Annotated in this window: 13 protein-coding genes; 4 read left to right on the top strand and 9 right to left on the bottom strand. The window is 42.0% G+C overall.

Features of this window, described 5'->3' with window-relative positions:
* Positions 1 to 142 precede the first annotated feature (142 nt).
* Positions 143 to 535, top strand: a complete 393-nt coding sequence (locus tag L3V41_RS05100; RefSeq protein ID WP_062568504.1) for a cytochrome c5 family protein — start codon at positions 143 to 145, stop codon at positions 533 to 535.
* Between the two features lie 202 nt (positions 536 to 737).
* Entirely contained in the window at positions 738 to 3,302 is a 2,565-nt protein-coding gene (locus L3V41_RS05105; RefSeq protein ID WP_237127249.1) for a diguanylate cyclase, read from the top strand.
* On the opposite strand, the gene rep is transcribed toward L3V41_RS05105, so the two are convergent.
* Positions 3,292 to 5,304: a DNA helicase Rep gene (gene rep, locus L3V41_RS05110; RefSeq protein WP_062568502.1), complete on the bottom strand. Its 2,013-nt coding sequence runs from the start codon at positions 5,302 to 5,304 to the stop codon at positions 3,292 to 3,294. The genes L3V41_RS05105 and rep overlap by 11 nt on opposite strands.
* Positions 5,305 to 5,415: 111 nt before the next feature.
* Between rep and L3V41_RS05115 the strand changes: the two genes are divergently transcribed.
* Positions 5,416 to 5,679: an accessory factor UbiK family protein gene (locus L3V41_RS05115; protein ID WP_054561163.1), complete on the top strand. Its 264-nt coding sequence runs from the start codon at positions 5,416 to 5,418 to the stop codon at positions 5,677 to 5,679.
* A 51-nt stretch (positions 5,680 to 5,730) separates the two neighbouring features.
* On the opposite strand, the gene can is transcribed toward L3V41_RS05115, so the two are convergent.
* From can to ilvG, 7 genes are all read right to left on the bottom strand, one after another.
* On the bottom strand, positions 5,731 to 6,393 hold the full coding sequence (gene can, locus L3V41_RS05120; protein WP_062568501.1) for a carbonate dehydratase: 663 nt from the start codon (positions 6,391 to 6,393) through the stop codon (positions 5,731 to 5,733).
* 18 nt (positions 6,394 to 6,411) lie between these two features.
* Positions 6,412 to 7,590 carry a methyltransferase gene (locus L3V41_RS05125; protein ID WP_062568500.1) on the bottom strand — a complete coding sequence of 393 codons (1,179 nt, stop codon included), beginning with the start codon at positions 7,588 to 7,590 and terminating at the stop codon, positions 6,412 to 6,414.
* A 49-nt stretch (positions 7,591 to 7,639) separates the two neighbouring features.
* A complete protein-coding gene (locus L3V41_RS05130; protein WP_237127274.1) occupies positions 7,640 to 8,644 on the bottom strand; it encodes an ABC transporter substrate-binding protein in 1,005 nt (334 codons plus the stop codon).
* A gap of 128 nt (positions 8,645 to 8,772) precedes the next feature.
* Positions 8,773 to 10,326: a threonine ammonia-lyase, biosynthetic gene (ilvA, locus tag L3V41_RS05135; protein WP_062568499.1), complete on the bottom strand. Its 1,554-nt coding sequence runs from the start codon at positions 10,324 to 10,326 to the stop codon at positions 8,773 to 8,775.
* Between the two features lie 2 nt (positions 10,327 to 10,328).
* Positions 10,329 to 12,185, bottom strand: coding sequence for a dihydroxy-acid dehydratase (gene ilvD, locus L3V41_RS05140; RefSeq protein ID WP_237127250.1), 1,857 nt, complete (start codon positions 12,183 to 12,185; stop codon positions 10,329 to 10,331).
* Positions 12,186 to 12,289: 104 nt separating this feature from the next.
* Positions 12,290 to 12,535: an acetolactate synthase 2 small subunit gene (ilvM, locus tag L3V41_RS05145; protein WP_054554110.1), complete on the bottom strand. Its 246-nt coding sequence runs from the start codon at positions 12,533 to 12,535 to the stop codon at positions 12,290 to 12,292.
* Complete coding sequence (gene ilvG, locus L3V41_RS05150) at positions 12,532 to 14,181, bottom strand: acetolactate synthase 2 catalytic subunit (protein WP_237127251.1); 1,650 nt, start codon at positions 14,179 to 14,181, stop codon at positions 12,532 to 12,534. The genes ilvM and ilvG overlap by 4 nt, the downstream gene beginning before the upstream one ends.
* A gap of 536 nt (positions 14,182 to 14,717) precedes the next feature.
* Between ilvG and L3V41_RS05155 the strand changes: the two genes are divergently transcribed.
* Entirely contained in the window at positions 14,718 to 15,596 is an 879-nt protein-coding gene (locus L3V41_RS05155; protein ID WP_237127252.1) for a TraB/GumN family protein, read from the top strand.
* Positions 15,597 to 15,633: 37 nt separating this feature from the next.
* Here the strand turns inward: L3V41_RS05155 and modF are convergent, their stop codons facing one another.
* Positions 15,634 to 17,091: a molybdate ABC transporter ATP-binding protein ModF gene (gene modF / locus L3V41_RS05160; RefSeq protein WP_237127253.1), complete on the bottom strand. Its 1,458-nt coding sequence runs from the start codon at positions 17,089 to 17,091 to the stop codon at positions 15,634 to 15,636.
* Positions 17,092 to 17,152: the final 61 nt, after the last annotated feature.

A 17,152-nucleotide genomic window follows, 5' to 3' on the forward strand; every position in this document is an offset into this window, starting at 1 on the left:
CGCTAACGCAAAAAATGACGCTTTTTATAAAGAAAAAGCCTTTCAGATCATTTTATAAATTGTGGCTTAGCGTTATAATCGTTCTAATTTCCGTCATATATATCGTGATTGATCACGTTCAAATCGAAGTGAGCAAGGCAAAATGAAAAAACTATCAGCTGCATTATTACTGCTAGCAACAACGGCATATGCGCAAGCATATGACAACTCTTTGACTGAAGATGCCATTAAAAAGCGTCTAGCGCCAATTGGTTCTGTATATCTAGAAGGTGATAAAGCGGCTGCAGCTGCTGAGCCAACAGGTCCACGTTCTGGTGAACAAGTTTATCAAGCCGCATGTTTTGCATGTCACGGCACAGGTGCTCTTGGCGCACCTAAATCAGCAGATGACTGGGCTCCTCGAATTGCGAAAGGTAAAGATACCTTATTAGATCACGCAATCAATGGTTTCAATGCCATGCCGCCGAAAGGGACGTGTATGGACTGTTCTGATGAAGAAATCAGTGCAGCAATCGACTTTATGACTAGCAAATAATTGCTAAATAAATAACGATGAAGGGCTTAACTCTGTTAAGCCCTTTTTTTTGCTCTTTAACTCCTCTCAAACCCAAGCAATTCGTACCTATAATCGCATATCTTCACTACTAATAGAGACCATCATCTACTTGACGATCTACGAAAAAAGTGGAACTATAGAGAACAATAAATAAACAAAAATAATAACTGGTTCTAAATCATTGGAAGATTCAGCAACACACATTGAAAAGCTAGCCCATAAAAATGCTCGCTTAAAATCGCTTATAAAGAAATATAAGCAATCACATCACTTGCAGCATGCTCTACTACAACTTTCAGAGCAAGCAAGTACTGTTGCCGAATTAACCCTGCTCTACCCTGCTATTCATAATATTCTTCAAGACTTTATACCCAGTAAAAGCTTTTATGTCGTACTAAATAACCCTGTTACAGATAACCTTGAACTTTCTTATTTTGCCGATGAAAAAGATGGCCTGTCTGTCCCTCTAAAATATGAACATTTCTTCAAAGATGGTTTAACTGGGTACGTATTTAAGCACGGCAAAACAAGCTATTTTTCTAAACAGCAAACACAAGAAGCCGTTGAGAAGGGGTTGTTTAAAGCATACGGCACGCCAGCAGAGCATTGGGTAGGCGTACCCGTTTACCGTGAGAAAGCCATCATTGGTGTCATGGTCGCGCAAAGTTATGACAAGGCACAAAACTATACAGAGCAGCAAATAGAACTACTAGAAGTCATGTCGCTTTACCTTGCAACAGCAATCGAACGGGTGAAAAAACGCGAGTTACTTGAGTCTGAAGTAAAAATTCGCACCCGTGCACTGACGCAAAGTAACCAAGCTTTAAATGATGAAATTTTACAACGTAAAAAAGCACTCGATCGCCAACAAATTTTATTCAAAATCTCAGAGCTGGCAACTTTGAGTAAAAACGTTGAAGACGTCTATGCCCATGTGCATGAAATTATTAAAACCATCACCTATGCCGATAACCTATACATTGCCTTGTATGATCAAACAACTAATTGGTTAAGCTTCCCCTATTGCGTCGATGAATTTAATGACAACGCAAAACCTAGGCCTTTCGCCAAAGGCTACAGTGAATTAGTACTTAGTACAGAAAAGTGCCAAGTGATAGATGAGCAAAGAGCAAAAGATTTAATAAAACTAGGCGTCATTGAACGCCCTATCGATGTCCCACCACAAAGAAGAGCAACCAGTTGGTTAGGCGCACCACTAAAAACGTCACAAGGGGTCATTGGTCTTATTGTTTGCCAAGCTTATTGTAATAAACATGAATTTAGCCAAGATGATTGCGAATTAATTACTTTTGTATCACATCAAATAGCAAGCGTAATTCAGGCTCATTTAGCAAGCCAAGAGTTAAAGCTGAGCCACCAAAAACTTGAGCAACGGGTTACAGAAAAAACGAAAGAACTCCGCCAAGCAAATATGCATTTACAAATGCAAATTGAAGAGCGTAAAAAAATAGAACAACAGCTATATCATGATGCACATCATGACTCACTAACCAGCTTGCCCAATCGTAGCTTATTCTTAACTCAACTTGAAAAAACATTACAACATTATCAACGTTATCCTGAGCAACAATTTGCGGTTTTATTTATTGATTTAGATAAATTTAAAGATATAAATGATCAACTTGGTCACCAAGCAGGGGATCAATTTTTAATTGGTGTTGCCGAGTCTTTCTCACATTGTATAAGAGAGCACGACTTATTAGCTCGCCTAGGCGGTGATGAGTTTGTGGTACTGTTAAATCATTTAACCGAAAGACAGCAAGCAGAAGATGTTGCAAAACGTATTATTGAGATAATGAAAAAACCTTTCTGCATGAAAGGTCAGTGCGTTCAAAGTGGCGCAAGTATTGGCATTACTTACTCAAAAGCAAGTTATAAACATACCGATGAAATTATTCGTGATGCAGATGCTGCGATGTATTATGCAAAAAATGCAGGGCGTAATCGTTTTGAGTGCTTCCACCCTTTATTGAAAACAACCACTTCTCAACATGAAACCGAGAGTATGCATCATCTTGATGATCTGCCAATGCATTTTAGAAGCGCAGAAATCATCACACTCAATGAGGAATCTAGAGCTGAGTCATTATTGGAAGCATTTGGTGAACACCCCGTGCTTGGCAGTACCAGTTTTGAGGTATTGAAAAAGTTTGCAACCGATAAAGTTCAACATTTCGAAGTGGAGCTTAGCTTATTAAAACAAGCTTTCGAATTAGCCCATAATGCTAACTTACAAAAAGTACTCTTCCCCTGTTCAGGCTTAGTGTTAGAACGTATTAATTTTCAATCGTTACGCCAATTATTAAATGCACACAACGCACAGAGAATGTGTTTGTTATTTAATGAGCAAGAAATACGTTATGCATCTGCGGTACAAATTGAAAACTTAAAAAGCTTAATTGAACAAGGGTTTTCGGTAGGACTAAACGAGTTCGCAAAAGACAGATGTGAGCTTAATTTACTGACTGAGTTTAACTTTGATTACTTACTACTTAGTTCTACTTTCAGTAAACGTGTGCTCCAACAAGATAATTATCACCTACAATTGCAAGGCGTGTTGGCCATTACGAATATCCAAAATATTCAGGTAATCGCCAAGGGGCCATCGATTTTTAACTACCGCACCTTGTTAGATAAGCACGGTTTATCCTTGTTTATAGGCAAACAACACGCCCTAGCCCCTTTTAGTCCTTTTTCACAAACAGTACAAAGTATTACTTCTTAAGCATGGCTCTTAGATTAGCGACTCGTGCTTGGCCTTTCTCCATACGCTCAGCCTGTGAAGACGGTGGTTTCTTCGCTTCAAAGGCTAGATCATCTTGTGGTAATTCTTGCACAAAGCGACTCAGCTCTGTGTCTGAGGTTTCACCAAATTGACGGCGTAACTTAGCATAGGTCATGACCAGCTCTTGCTGAGCACGCGTGATCCCTACATAAGCAAGACGACGCTCTTCTTCAACGTTATCTTCATCAATACTCACTTGGTGCGGTAATAAGCCCTCTTCCATGCCTACCATGAACACATACGGATACTCCAAACCTTTTGAAGCATGCAGAGTCAGCAATTGTACCGCATCAGATTCATCTTCTTCTTCGTTGCGCTCAAGCATATCGCGCAAGGTCAGTTTACTGACCACCTCAGCAAGGTTCAGCGGTGGATTGTCTGCGTCCCCTGTTAACATATCGGTGATCCAACGATAAAGTTCAGAGACGTTTTTCATGCGCATTTCAGCGGCTTTTGCACTCGGTGACGACTCATATAGGTATGCTTCGTAATTAATTTGCCTAACTAACTCTTTTACAGCTTCAAGGGTATCGCCCCGTACCGCATTATCAGAAAGCTCAACCACCCAGCGAGCAAAGCCAGCTAAGGCATTAAAGCCACGCCCTTTTAATCGGTGCGCAAGCTCAGGTTCAAAACAGGCAGCAAATAAACTAATGTGTTTTTCATTAGCTAGGGTGCCTAACTTTTCCAGTGTCACCGTACCAATCTCACGGCGAGGCGTATTTACAATACGTAAAAAGGCATTGTCGTCATCTTGGTTCACTAACAAACGTAAATACGCCATGATGTCTTTGATTTCTGAACGAGAGAAAAACGACATGCCGCCGCTGATCTTATAAGGAATGCGGTTGCTCATGAGTGCTTTTTCAAACACACGCGCTTGATGGTTACCACGGTATAAAATCGCGTAATCTTTATAGCTGGTGCGCTTCATAAATTTATGTGAAATGATCTCAGCGACCACTCGTTCAGATTCATGCTCTTCATCACGACAGCCAATCACTTTAATAGGCTCACCATAACCTAGCTCACTGAATAGCTTTTTATCAAACTCATGAGGATTATTGGCAATCAAAATATTCGCCGCTTTAAGAATTCGCCCAGCACTTCGGTAATTTTGTTCAAGCTTAATTAAACGCAAGCCCGGAAAGTCTTTACTCAATAGCACAAGGTTTTGTGGCTTAGCACCACGCCAAGAGTAAATAGACTGGTCGTCATCGCCTACCACGGTAAAACGAGCGCGTTCACCCACCAATAGCTTAACCAGTTGATACTGACTGGTATTAGTATCTTGATACTCATCCACCAGCAAGTAACGAAAACGCTGTTGCCAACGTTCACGTGCCGTAGCATTTTGGCCTAACAATAAGGTAGGGATCATGATCAGATCATCAAAATCAAGGGCGTTGTAAGCACGCAATTGATTTTGATAACGCGCATACAGCTGAGCAAACAACGCTTTTTGTGGCTCACGGGCTTCGCGAATAGCACGCTCTGGTAGAATCAATTCGTTCTTCCAGCTACCTATTTGCATCTTCAGAAGGTTGAGTAGATCTTTGTCTTTTTTAAGCTCTTCTTCGGTCAGTTCAGCTAATAGCTGGTTGGTATCTTGATCATCAAATAATGAGAACCCAGGTTTAAAACCTAACGTCGTTAACTCTTTTTTGATGATCTCAAGCCCAAGGGTATGAAACGTTGAAACCCATAAGCCTTTCGACTCCTGCTTGCCAAGTGTTTGCGTTACACGCTCACGCATTTCTTTTGCCGCTTTATTGGTAAAGGTTACCGCAGCAATATTGCGTGCTTGATACTCACACTTTTGCACCAAGTAAGCGATTTTATTAGTAATAACACGCGTTTTACCTGAGCCCGCACCGGCTAATACTAAGCACGGCCCACTAATATACTTTACCGCTTCATCTTGTTTTGGGTTGAGTTTCATAAGCCCCTAAAGAAATTATCCAAAGACAGGACGGGCAATTTTACCGTAATCACTACACTACGCCTAGCCAATAAGGTAAGATTGTTTTTTTACGTGACTCAAAGGACGAAGATGATCAACCCAGCAAAACTTGAAGAAATCGCTAAGCAAATCACCGATAACATGCCGCAAGGCGTGAAAAACCTTGCCGAAACAGTCGAAGGTAAAACCAAGCAAGCTATTCAAAACAAACTTGCTGAGATGGACTTTGTAAGCCGTGATGAATTTGATATTCAAAGCCAAGTACTTATTCGTACTCGTGAAAAACTCACTGAGCTTGAAGAAAAAGTGGCTTTATTAGAGCAACAACTTGCTAGCAAACAAGACGAACAATAAAAAAGGAGAGCGAATTCGCTCTCCTTTTTTCTATCTAGCTAGTTTTGGTTATTAGCTTTTTTCAGCAACACGTTCAAAAACGCGCTTTACTGCAATGCCATAGGTATCACTGGCTTCTTCAGCACAGGTTACGACCGACTCTAGGTCGTTCAAATGACCATTTGCTAAACCATACACCCAACCATGAATTGTTAACTCTTGGCCTTTCGCCCAAGCATCTTGCACAATATTAGTACGGCATACGTTACGCACTTGTTCGATAACGTTTAGTTCGATCAAGCTATTTAAACGCTCTTGCTCAGGTAATGCATTGAGTTGTTCGATATGTTTTTCTTTTACATCACCCACATGGCGTAGCCAGTTATCGATTAAGCCAAAACGTGCTTCGTTTAATACCGCTTGTACACCACCACAGCCATAGTGACCTACTACCATGATGTGCTTTACTTTTAGCACTTCAACAGCGTATTGCATCACTGAAAGGCAGTTATGGTCGGTATGAACAACCACATTTGCTACGTTACGGTGGACAAATAACTCACCCGGTAACAAGTCTACGATTTCGTTTGCAGGTACACGCGAGTCAGAACAACCGATCCATAAGTACTCTGGATTTTGCTGCATTGATAGAATTTTAAAAAACTCAGGGTCATTTTCACTCGTACGTGCTGCCCAACGTCTATTATTTTCGAATAAATTTTTTAACTTTCTCATTGCGCCTCTTTACGGTTTTTAATAATTAGCTTGGATCAAGATATTTCTTGGTGTCAGTTGTTTCTCGCAAAACGTGCTCACCGTTACTTGATATCCTTGTTGTTGCAAATATAAAGCACGATCGAGCACGAGCCAAACTTCAATTGCCCTTCTGAACACATGTCGGACGAGTTCAACTCGCTCGGTGACCCTTTTGCGCTTTTTGCCTACCTCTAAAAATTCATTGTAATCAATACCTTTAGGTAGGGGTAATGATTTTTTCTCAGCCGCCCATAAACAAAATGATTCAAAAGAATCAGAGAAGATTGCCTTGTTCACTGACGGCACACTCACATAGTGTAATTCACCAGTGATTGATTTACGTAACGCATCAAACCCAAGACGCCATTCAACCTCTGTTTTTCTTACCTTATCGACGCGACTCGGTGCCGTTACCGTTTCTTGTAGTGCCAGTTTTAAATCACGATGCGTAAGCGCAAGCTGACTTTGTTTTGCTGGCTCGCTCATTGCTTGATAAGCGTTATCTGTGAATAAATGATAACAGCATGGTGAAAAGCTGATTTGCTGGGTTTTCGCTTTGCTTGCTTGCTGCATAAATGTTTGATGCAAACGACCACAGGCATGGAGAGCCACAGCATGCTGCTGGCTTTCAAAAAAATCATCGGTATTGTCGGTTAATACATCAGCTTGTGAAAACTGCATTGCCAAGTGCTGTTGTGTAGCGCTGTGCTGGCCTTGTTCACATAAGTGCTGTTGCAGCTCAATGCTATGTACACTTGGCGCACCATTGAATGCCAGCATACGACCTAAATGCCCTTTACCTGCACACCACTCTAAAACAGGCCGGTTTAATGACTGCTGACTAATCGCTGCAACAAAGTCTTGTAGTTGCTCAAATTTACGACCTTTAATGCCATTACTTATCCAAAACGGAAACTCATTACGGGCAGTACTGATCGCTGGCAGTTCACACAACAGAGCCAACTGGTCGATGCCCTCAATTGCCTCAGCAAAATAACGATATAAAGCTGGCTGATCGGCATCAAGCTCGCTAACTTGTTGGTCATCCAGCGTCCATAGTAAGTTGGCTAATTCAGGCCAAGGAAGATCATCAAAATCGAAGGCGGTGCATTGCCAGTATTGGCGAGTTTTAAAAAGCAGCGTATCTAAGGCAATAAATTGCTGAGCAAGCGTCATAACTTCTAAACGACAAAAAATAAAAGTGATTATAACAGTTTTTCACCCTTTAACGCCTACCACTGCTGATTAAACGGATATAAAGAGGGATGCATAAAATACTCAGTACAATAGCTAGAATAAGCATCCAAGATAATTCAAAGCCGCCATCGTCTTGATGTTGATACATAAAGTTTTTAAACGCGCGGTCAAACTCGGTTTGATCTAGGCCATATAGTTCAGCAATTAAACGCCACTTTGCCATCGACATACTGCCAAGATTTACGCCTGGCGGCTTAATATAACTCGTTAATACATTTGCTTCATAAGCAAGCTCTTGTAAGCTTTTATGAATAGCATAATCATGTTGAGTAACGGCAATACTCTCTTCTAAATGTAATAACGCGTAACGCCAGCCTTTAATACTTGCATGATAAAAGCGCTCAACGATATCTGGATTTTTTTCAACCATTGCTTCGCTGGTATATAAAATATCACCATACACATTCAAACCAAACTTTTGCGGACAAATGAGTCGATGACCCACTCCTTGTAATGTCATCGTGTAGGGCTCATTGGTGACATAAACTTGCACCGCATCTAAGTCACCGGCAAGCCACTGTTCAATGCCCCCTTCATGACTTGCAGCTATTAAACTTTGTTGATCAAGCCCCGCGCGTTGCAACATTACCAATAACTCTGCATTTTCAACTGAACCGATTTTACTAAGCTTCTTATCAGCAAAGTCTCTGGGCTGAAAAATATCTGAGTTATTTTTTACCATCCAACAATATGGCGAAAACTGCAGTATGGCTCCAAGGGCAACAACTGGCGCGCCTTGCTGGCGCTTTTGTAATATGCCTGAGTGAGTGATGGCAAAATCGGCTTCGCCACTTAACAGTTTTGGGAAGGTATCTGGCGCATTCGGATCGGCAGGTATTATGGAAACATCGAGGCCCGCTTCCTTATAAAAGCCTTTTTTTGCAGCCATATAGTAGCCTGCAAATTGAAACTGGTGAGTCCATTTTAGTTGTAGGCTAACTTTATCAGCGCATTGTGCGCTCATAGAGAGCATTAAACAGGTTAACCCTAGTAGGCCTTTTATACCTTGCACGCAACATCCTTGCTTGAAACCGTGCATTAACTATAGGAAAAATAGAGGGAAAATCAAGACTCCTCATTAGCAGTCTTGATTATATTTAGTTACTGATTAGCTGCTTTGACTTCACTCAATTCTTGACCTTGGCTAGTTAAGAACTGGGTGAAACATGGATTGTTCGTTTCATCTTGAACGTTGTATCCCAAACGGTTCAAATGCTCATTGAATACCTCATAATCACTCGGTTCAATCGCAAAGGCAGCCAGCACATTACCAATCGATCCACCATGATTGCGGTAATGGAATAAAGTGATATTCCAATTGCTACCAAGGGTATCTAAGAATCGTGCTAATGCACCTGGGTATTCAGGAAACTCAAAGCGCAGTAATCGCTCATGAAGTTGGGCTGGCGCTTTACCTCCCACCATATAACGAATATGCAATTTAGCCAGCTCGTTATCTGATAGATCGCAAAATGTATAATCATTTTCTGTCAGTGCCGCTTTTAGCTCATCAAGCTCTTGTTGGCCTTGCCTTAGTGCAATACCGACAAAAATTTGCGCTTCGCCAGGACCTGCATAGCGATAATTAAACTCGGTGATGGCCCTGCCGCCTAACGAGTTACAAAACTGCTTAAAGCTGCCCTTCTCTTCTTTAATCGTCACAGCAAGGAGTGCTTCGTTCTTTTCACCTAGCGCCGTTCGCTCAGCAACATAACGTAAGCGGTCAAAGTTTAAATTCGCACCCGATAAAATCGCAGCCACGTTTAAGCCTTTCACCCCATTTTGTTGGCACCACTTTTTCAGACCCGCTGTTGATAGCGCCCCTGAAGGCTCCGCTATAGCGCGGGTTGAAACAAAGATATCTTGCATTGCGGCGCAGATTTCATCGCCCGTTACAGTGACAACCTCATCGCAAAATTTTTGTGCTAAACGAAACGTTTCTGTGCCGATAACTTTTACGGCTACGCCATCTGCAAAGCTACCAACACGATCAAGCTCAACGGGCTTGCCTGCTTCAAGCGCGGCTTTTAGGCAAGCACTCTCATCAGCTTCAACACCAATGACTTTGATATCAGGACGTAACGACTTTATATACACAGCCATGCCTGCAAGTAAGCCACCACCGCCAACAGGAATAAAGACGGCATCAAGGTCATTCAGTTGCTGCATTAATTCACGGGCAACCGTACCTTGGCCAACAATCACATCGGGATCATCAAACGGTGGCACAAACACCCCATTACGCTGCTCAGTAAGCTCTAAAGCATGGGCTTTTGCTGCATCAAAATGATGGCCGTGTAATACCACTTCACCACCTAACGCACGCACTGCATTCACTTTAATTTCTGGTGTTGTGACTGGCATTACAATCGTTGCTTTATGCCCTAAAAATGAGGCACTGAGTGCGACACCTTGCGCATGGTTACCCGCTGAAGCGGTGATCACATCAGAGCCTTTTGGCAACTTGCTCAGTTTATGAAAGGCACCACGAAGTTTAAATGAATAAACCGGTTGTTGGTCTTCACGCTTTAACCACACATGGTTGCCTAGCCGTGCACTAAGATCAGCCATTTCGCTGACCTCGGTGACTTTTGCAAGCGGCTCCATGTTCGCTTGAATGATAGCGCGAAAATAATCGAGCTCTTGAGAAACCATAATTAACTGAGCTCCTCAAGTTTTGCTAAATCGCGCACAGCCCCTTTGTCTGCACTGGTTGCAAGTAACGCATAAGCTTTAAGTGCAGATGAAACATAGCGATCACGGTCCAGTGGTTTATACGCATCTTTACCGCGTGCTAGCTGCTTTTGTTTACGCGCTTCAAGCTCTTCATCAGACAGGGCTAAGGTGATTTCACGGGTTGCAATATCAATCACTATCTTATCGCCATTTTCAACATAGGCGATTGCCCCACCGCTTGCTGCTTCTGGTGAAACGTGACCAATGGATAAACCTGATGTACCACCCGAGAAACGACCATCTGTGATAAGCGCACATTTTTCACCTAAGCCCATTGATTTTAAGTAACTCGTTGGATACAGCATTTCTTGCATGCCTGGGCCGCCTTTGGGTCCTTCGTAGCGAATAACAACCACATCACCCGCTTTCACTTCACCGTTAAGAATCCCTTCAACTGAATCATCTTGTGATTCGTATACAACTGCGGGGCCTTCAAAGTGCAGCATTTCTTCAACGACACCGGCACTTTTAACAATACAGCCATCAAGGGCTAAGTTACCTGATAGTACTGCTAAGCCGCCATCTTGACGAAAGGCATTTTCAACACTGCGGATACAGCCGTTTTCACGGTCATTATCAAGTTCTGGCCAGCGGCATTCTTGACTCATTGCTTTTGTTGTACGGATACCCGCTGGGCCTGCTTTATAGAATTTTTGCGCCACTTCATTATTAGGGTCAGTCGCATCCCATTTAGTCACCATTTCAGCCATAGTATGACCCGCCACGTGATCAACAGATAAATCGACAAGGCCTGCCTTACCTAATTCACGAATAATTGCCATCATGCCACCAGCGCGGTGTACATCTTCAATGTGATATTTATTGGTTGCGGGTGCCACTTTACAAAGGAAAGGAGTTTTGCGAGAAAGCGCATCGATGTGCGACATATCAAAATCAACACCTGCCTCTTGCGCTGCAGCTAATAAGTGTAAAACCGTATTTGATGAACCACCCATGGCAATATCAACCACCATGGCATTCATAAAGGCAGTGCGATTAGCAATAGCACGCGGTAATACTGCTGCATTATCTTTTTGATAATACTCACGGCATAAATCAACAATGCGCGCACCCGCTTCAACGTAAAGTTGTTTACGGTCTTTATGCGTTGCAAGTATGGTACCGTTACCCGGCAGTGCCAAGCCAATCGCTTCTAATAAGCAGTTCATTGAGTTGGCAGTGAACATGCCCGAACATGAACCACAAGTAGGACAGGCAGAGCGCTCAACTTTGTCTGAGTCTTCATCGCTTACTGAGGTATCTGCGCCTTTTACCATGGCATCCACTAAATCAAGTTTAATGTCGATATCAGCAAGGCGTGTTTTACCCGCCTCCATTGGACCACCTGATACAAAAATAACGGGGATATTTAAACGCAGTGCTGCCAGCATCATCCCTGGGGTGATTTTGTCGCAGTTAGAAATACAGATCATGGCATCGGCACAGTGTGCATTAACCATGTATTCCACTGAGTCAGCAATTAAATCACGCGATGGGAGTGAATACAGCATGCCGCCGTGACCCATTGCGATACCATCATCGATTGCAATGGTATTAAATTCTTTTGGTACACCACCCGCTTCGGTGATGGTTTCGGCCATTAGCTCACTGAGTTGGTTAAGATGAACGTGCCCTGGTACAAACTGAGTGTACGAGTTAACAACAGCGATAATTGGCTTACCAAAGTCTTTATCTGTCATCCCTGTTGCACGCCATAAAGCACGCGCCCCAGCACGTTTGCGACCTTCTGTTGTTGTTGCACTTCTTAATTTAGCCATAATTACCTCAGTTGTTGCAGTGGCATGCCACTGACTTCCTCATTCCTAATTTATTTCTCACTAAAACATCAATCTGATTGCTCTAGTTACCTGTTGATTTTTTACTAGATTGCTTGTTGTTGAAATTGGTTTTCAACATTAACGTGTTTAACATCGACCAATTTATTTAATTGTGATGTTAGTAGATAAATTGGCTTATCGCTGTCTACCGTCATAGTGACGTGAAACGCTTCGTCAGCCATTTCTAAATTCATGGTTGTTAGGTCAAAGCCGCGATGACGCGCTACGCGTAAAAAGCGCTCTACCGCAACACTTTGATTCTTTAGTGCAATCGTTAGGGTGTGTTTCATTTTACTGTCTCCGTCATCATTTCATCATTGGCAGCACCGGGCGGTACAAGCGGCCATACATTTTCTTTATCATCGATACAGGCATGCAGAATGTATGGGCCTTCACTATTTACTAACGCATCAACCGCAGCATCAACTTCATCTGCTTTAGTGATAGTTTGACCTGGAATGCCAAACACCGCTGCTAACTGCACAAAATCAGGATTATCAGAAAGGTTTGTTTCAGAATAACGACCTTCAAAAAATAGCTGCTGCCATTGACGTACCATGCCTAAGCGCTGGTTATCTAAGATTAGAATTTTAACTGGCAGATTGTTACGGCGAATTGTTGCCAGTTCTTGAATGTTCATCATGATTGAGCCATCACCCGAGACCGTGATCACAAAGTCATTTGGGCGAGCAACTTGCGCGCCAATAGCGGCTGGTAAACCAAAACCCATGGTACCAGCTCCACCACTACTTAAATGATTACTTGGGTGGCTAAACTTCATGTGCTGTGCCACCCACATTTGGTGCTGACCCACATCACAACACACAACACCCGTTGATGGCATTTTTTGGCTTAGCTGGTTTAATAAGTAAGGGGCAAACACTTTTTCGCCTGGATAGTCATAACGCCACGCATGCTCTTTCATCATGCTTTCGATATGCGTTAGCCACTCATCTGGTGTAACAAAACAATCAAGTTGCGGTAAAGACGTTTTTAAATCTGCCACTAATGACGCTTTTGCAGGCTTACGCTTACCAACCTCTGCCGCATCAATATCAAGGTGAATAACCTTTGCTTTTGCCGCAAACTTGCTTAAGTTGCCAGTGACACGGTCGTCAAAGCGGGCACCAATACAGACCAAAACATCACACTCTTGCACCGCTAAGTTAGCCGCTTTACCGCCATGCATACCTAGCATGCCTAAGTCATATTCATAATCAGGTAATACACTACCCAACGCTTTTAACGTTGATACTGCAGGCATATGTGTTTTTTCTAAAAACTGCATTAATTCATCTTGCGCATTGGCAGCTTGTACACCACCACCGATATACGCTACAGGGCGCTGCGCTTCACTTAAGATTTGATTGGCAATAGTAACTTGGTTTGAATCTAATGTTGGTAAGTGATCTTCGGCGGCTAACCAAGGGTGGAATGGTACTTGAGCCATTTGGATGTCTTTAGGGATATCAACTAATACAGGGCCTGGGCGGCCGCTTTGTGCTATATGAATGGCTTCTTGTAGGATTTCGGCTAAGTCTTCAGCTCTTTCAACCATGTAACTATGTTTAGTGCATGATAACGACATGCCTAACACATCCACTTCCTGAAAGGCGTCGGAACCTATCGCTGCGGTTGGTACTTGACCTGTGATAGCAAGTAATGGCACCGAATCCATCATCGCATCGGCAAGCGCGGTTATTAAGTTGGTCGCCCCTGGACCGGAAGTTGCAAAACACACGCCTAACTTACCTGTGCTTCGCGCAAAGCCCACCGCTGCAAAGCCAGCCCCTTGCTCATGGCGCGTCAAATAATGTTTGACTGGCGCACCATACAAAGCGTCGTAAATAGGCATGATGGCACCACCTGGGTAACCAAAAACATCCTTAACGCCATGTTTGGCCAATAAATCGATTGTTAACTCTGCGCCTGTCATCGTAAATCCTCATTCTTCAGTGACATTGTGTATTTGCTGCAACTCAAACCTTAAAACGAAAAAGCCCCCCGAACTGTTAAGTGCGGGGGGCTTTTTAAATGCTTCACTTTTCTCTAAGCACTAACTCGCCCCCGCGGTAATAATAATCACCACGACGTTAATCAGAATTAGAGAAAGTTTGTTTGTAAGCATTTATCTGTAACCAAATTTTGTTCATTTGTAGCGGAAATCTAGCCATCCCGCTGCCTTTTTCTATTAGTACCGCGCTAAGCCCTTCAAGTCAACAATAAAATTAATTCAAAAAAACATATAAAAAACACTTAAAAAGAAATTAATATTTAAAATATGATTTAAAAAGGGTTTATATTTCACTTTTATACAAATATGGAAATTTCATACCTGTTTATTAGCTATTCTATAGCTGATTAATTTTTAGCTCTTGTCTGGTATTTTTTCTGCTTTCATTCGATTTAATTTAACTGCTTGTGGAAAATTAGTTTAGTATTGAAAACAGTCACAATTTGAAAGAGAAAATTATGAGATTCATTCAGCGCTTTAATGCTCTGTTTTTTATGGTGCTATTACTTGGTTTTAGCCAATGTGCATTGGCAGAGCCTGGACTATGGAAAATAGAAAAAAACGGTATTTCATCCTATTTATTTGGCACCGTGCATGTGGGTGATAAAAGCATGCAAGGTCTACCAAATAAGGTTACATCTGCAATTGAGGATAGTGATGAAGTGATTGTTGAGGTAGATATCAGCACCATTTCAGCAACCGAAATGCAGCGCCGCTCATTGCCTTTTATGATGCTTAAAGATGGAAAAACACTGCAATCAGAGCTTTCTGTAGATAACTTCAATAAGCTACAAAAATACTTTGCCGATAAGTCTATCGATATCGCAATGTTTAAAAACTTAGCACCGTGGGCTGTGATGGTCACCATGATGCAGATGGAGTTTCAAAATGTGGGATTCTCTGACCAGTATGGTATAGACAAACAAGTACTTGCTTATGCGCAAGCACACAATAAACCTATCGGTGAATTAGAAACTCTTGAGCTACAAATGGAAATGTTTACTCATTTAGCAGTTATGAACGATAAGATGATTGAAGAAACATTTGAGCAACTAGCTGATGTCGACACTTACTTTTTTGGCCTTATCAATGCGTGGAAATCTGGCGATATGAAAACGCTAGCAAAGTTTTATAACGAAAGTTTTGATGATTCTCAATATGGTGAACTAAGTGAGCAAGTAATGCTAATCGATCGCAATAATAATTGGGTAAAGCAACTTTCATCACGTATTGGCAAAGAAAAACTATTTATTGCCGTTGGTGCTTTGCACTTGCCTGAACAACATGGTTTGCTAAAGCAGCTAACCGATAAAGGCTTCACGGTTACACGTATCTAAATGTTCTATAACCAAATTCAAATTTTATAAGCGCCTTTTATGGCGCTTTTTTTGTGAAATCAGCCATCTCTAAATAGTGTTCAATACCTGTGATTTTGTCACTTGCATGATGATTAACGTACACAACAGTACTTGTCCCTGCGGCGCAGATTTTTTCTATCAGTAATAGCACTCGCTGCCTATTTGCTTCATCAAGACCAAGGCAAGGCTCATCTAAAATTAATAAATTAGGGTGTTTTATCATTGCCCTCGCAATCAATAATAATCGCTGATCACCAAAGGATAGCTGACTAAAAGAGCTATTTTTTTTGTCACTTAAACCCAGCAAAGCTAACCACTTGGTAGCAATTTCTAGCTGTTTATCAGTGGCTTTTTGATAAAGGCCAATACTGTCATAAAAACCCGATACAAGGGTATTGAGTGCCGTGATACTGACTCGATAATCCATATGCAGCGCATTAGAGATATAACCAATGTGCTGTTTAATTTGCCAAATACTCTCACCACTGCCACGCTGAAAACCAAACACCTTAATATCGTTGTTATAACACTGCGGGTTATCGCCAGTGATAAGGTTCAGCAAGCAGGTTTTACCTGAGCCATTTTTGCCGGTTAACTGCCAATGTTCGCCTTGATTTATTTGCCAGTTTAGGTTTTCAAAAACTGTCTCACCCGCATAGCTCACTGAAGCATTTTTTAGTTTTACTAACATCGAATCAGTCAGTGTGGGTGCTTGATGATCACTATCTGCGTCAGGTATTCGTAGCTCTGTATGAGTTAGATGCAATAGCTTTAATAAATCATCGCGCTGCTCAATTGTGGGGTTTGCTAATTGCTGAGCCACATGACCCGCTTTAACATAGCCGTAGTGATCAACAAAATCAGGGATTTCAGTTAATCTATTGAGTACAAAAATGAGAGTTGTTGTTGCGCTTAACCTTGTTAATAATTGATTTAGCTCAGCCATCGCTGTGACATCTAAACCATCAAACGGCTCATCAAGCACAAGTAAATCTGGTCGCCCTACCAAAGCCTGAATTAACAATAATTTACGGGTTTCTCCGGTTGATAAATCGCGAAATGCCTTGCTAAGCTTATCTTTAAAATCAAACATGGCAATTAATTGTTGTAGCAACTCATTATCAAGCTGCTGCTCATCACGGCCAGCAATCATAATCTCGTAAACGGTGCTAGAGACAGTAACACCCTCAACAATGTCATCTTGATCTTTTGTTAGCTCCGCCGCGAGTAGCTGCTTTTGGCTGTCTGGTGAGACCAATGCAACGCGCTCAAAGCTATTCTCATAGTGGCCTTGCTCTATTTTAGCAAAACCGGCAATGGCTGCAGCCACTGCTGATTTACCCGCGCCATTGGCGCCAAGTAAAACCCATTGCTGCAATGCCGATACATTAATATTGAGATCATCTAAAAAATAAATATCATTACCCTGCCCCTTTAGGCTGGCTTTAACATTAACCAACTGCACTTGTTGCACGTTGAATCCTCATTCTAAGTTACCGTTAGCTTGACGTTACCCCATTCGATAAAAAATTAAA

This window comes from Pseudoalteromonas sp. L21 (assembly GCF_021728035.1).
Taxonomy (GTDB): domain Bacteria; phylum Pseudomonadota; class Gammaproteobacteria; order Enterobacterales; family Alteromonadaceae; genus Pseudoalteromonas; species Pseudoalteromonas arabiensis.

Coding starts and splice junctions, on each gene's coding strand:
- ilvD (WP_237127250.1), bottom strand. CDS start 12,185: ATGGCTAAATTAAGAAGTGCAACAACAACAGAAGGTCGCAAACGTGCT.
- ilvA (WP_062568499.1), bottom strand. CDS start 10,326: ATGGTTTCTCAAGAGCTCGATTATTTTCGCGCTATCATTCAAGCGAAC.
- L3V41_RS05100 (WP_062568504.1), top strand. CDS start 143: ATGAAAAAACTATCAGCTGCATTATTACTGCTAGCAACAACGGCATAT.
- can (WP_062568501.1), bottom strand. CDS start 6,393: ATGAGAAAGTTAAAAAATTTATTCGAAAATAATAGACGTTGGGCAGCA.
- rep (WP_062568502.1), bottom strand. CDS start 5,304: ATGAAACTCAACCCAAAACAAGATGAAGCGGTAAAGTATATTAGTGGG.
- ilvM (WP_054554110.1), bottom strand. CDS start 12,535: ATGAAACACACCCTAACGATTGCACTAAAGAATCAAAGTGTTGCGGTA.
- ilvG (WP_237127251.1), bottom strand. CDS start 14,181: ATGACAGGCGCAGAGTTAACAATCGATTTATTGGCCAAACATGGCGTT.
- L3V41_RS05115 (WP_054561163.1), top strand. CDS start 5,416: ATGATCAACCCAGCAAAACTTGAAGAAATCGCTAAGCAAATCACCGAT.
- L3V41_RS05130 (WP_237127274.1), bottom strand. CDS start 8,644: ATGCTCTCTATGAGCGCACAATGCGCTGATAAAGTTAGCCTACAACTA.
- L3V41_RS05155 (WP_237127252.1), top strand. CDS start 14,718: ATGAGATTCATTCAGCGCTTTAATGCTCTGTTTTTTATGGTGCTATTA.
- L3V41_RS05125 (WP_062568500.1), bottom strand. CDS start 7,590: ATGACGCTTGCTCAGCAATTTATTGCCTTAGATACGCTGCTTTTTAAA.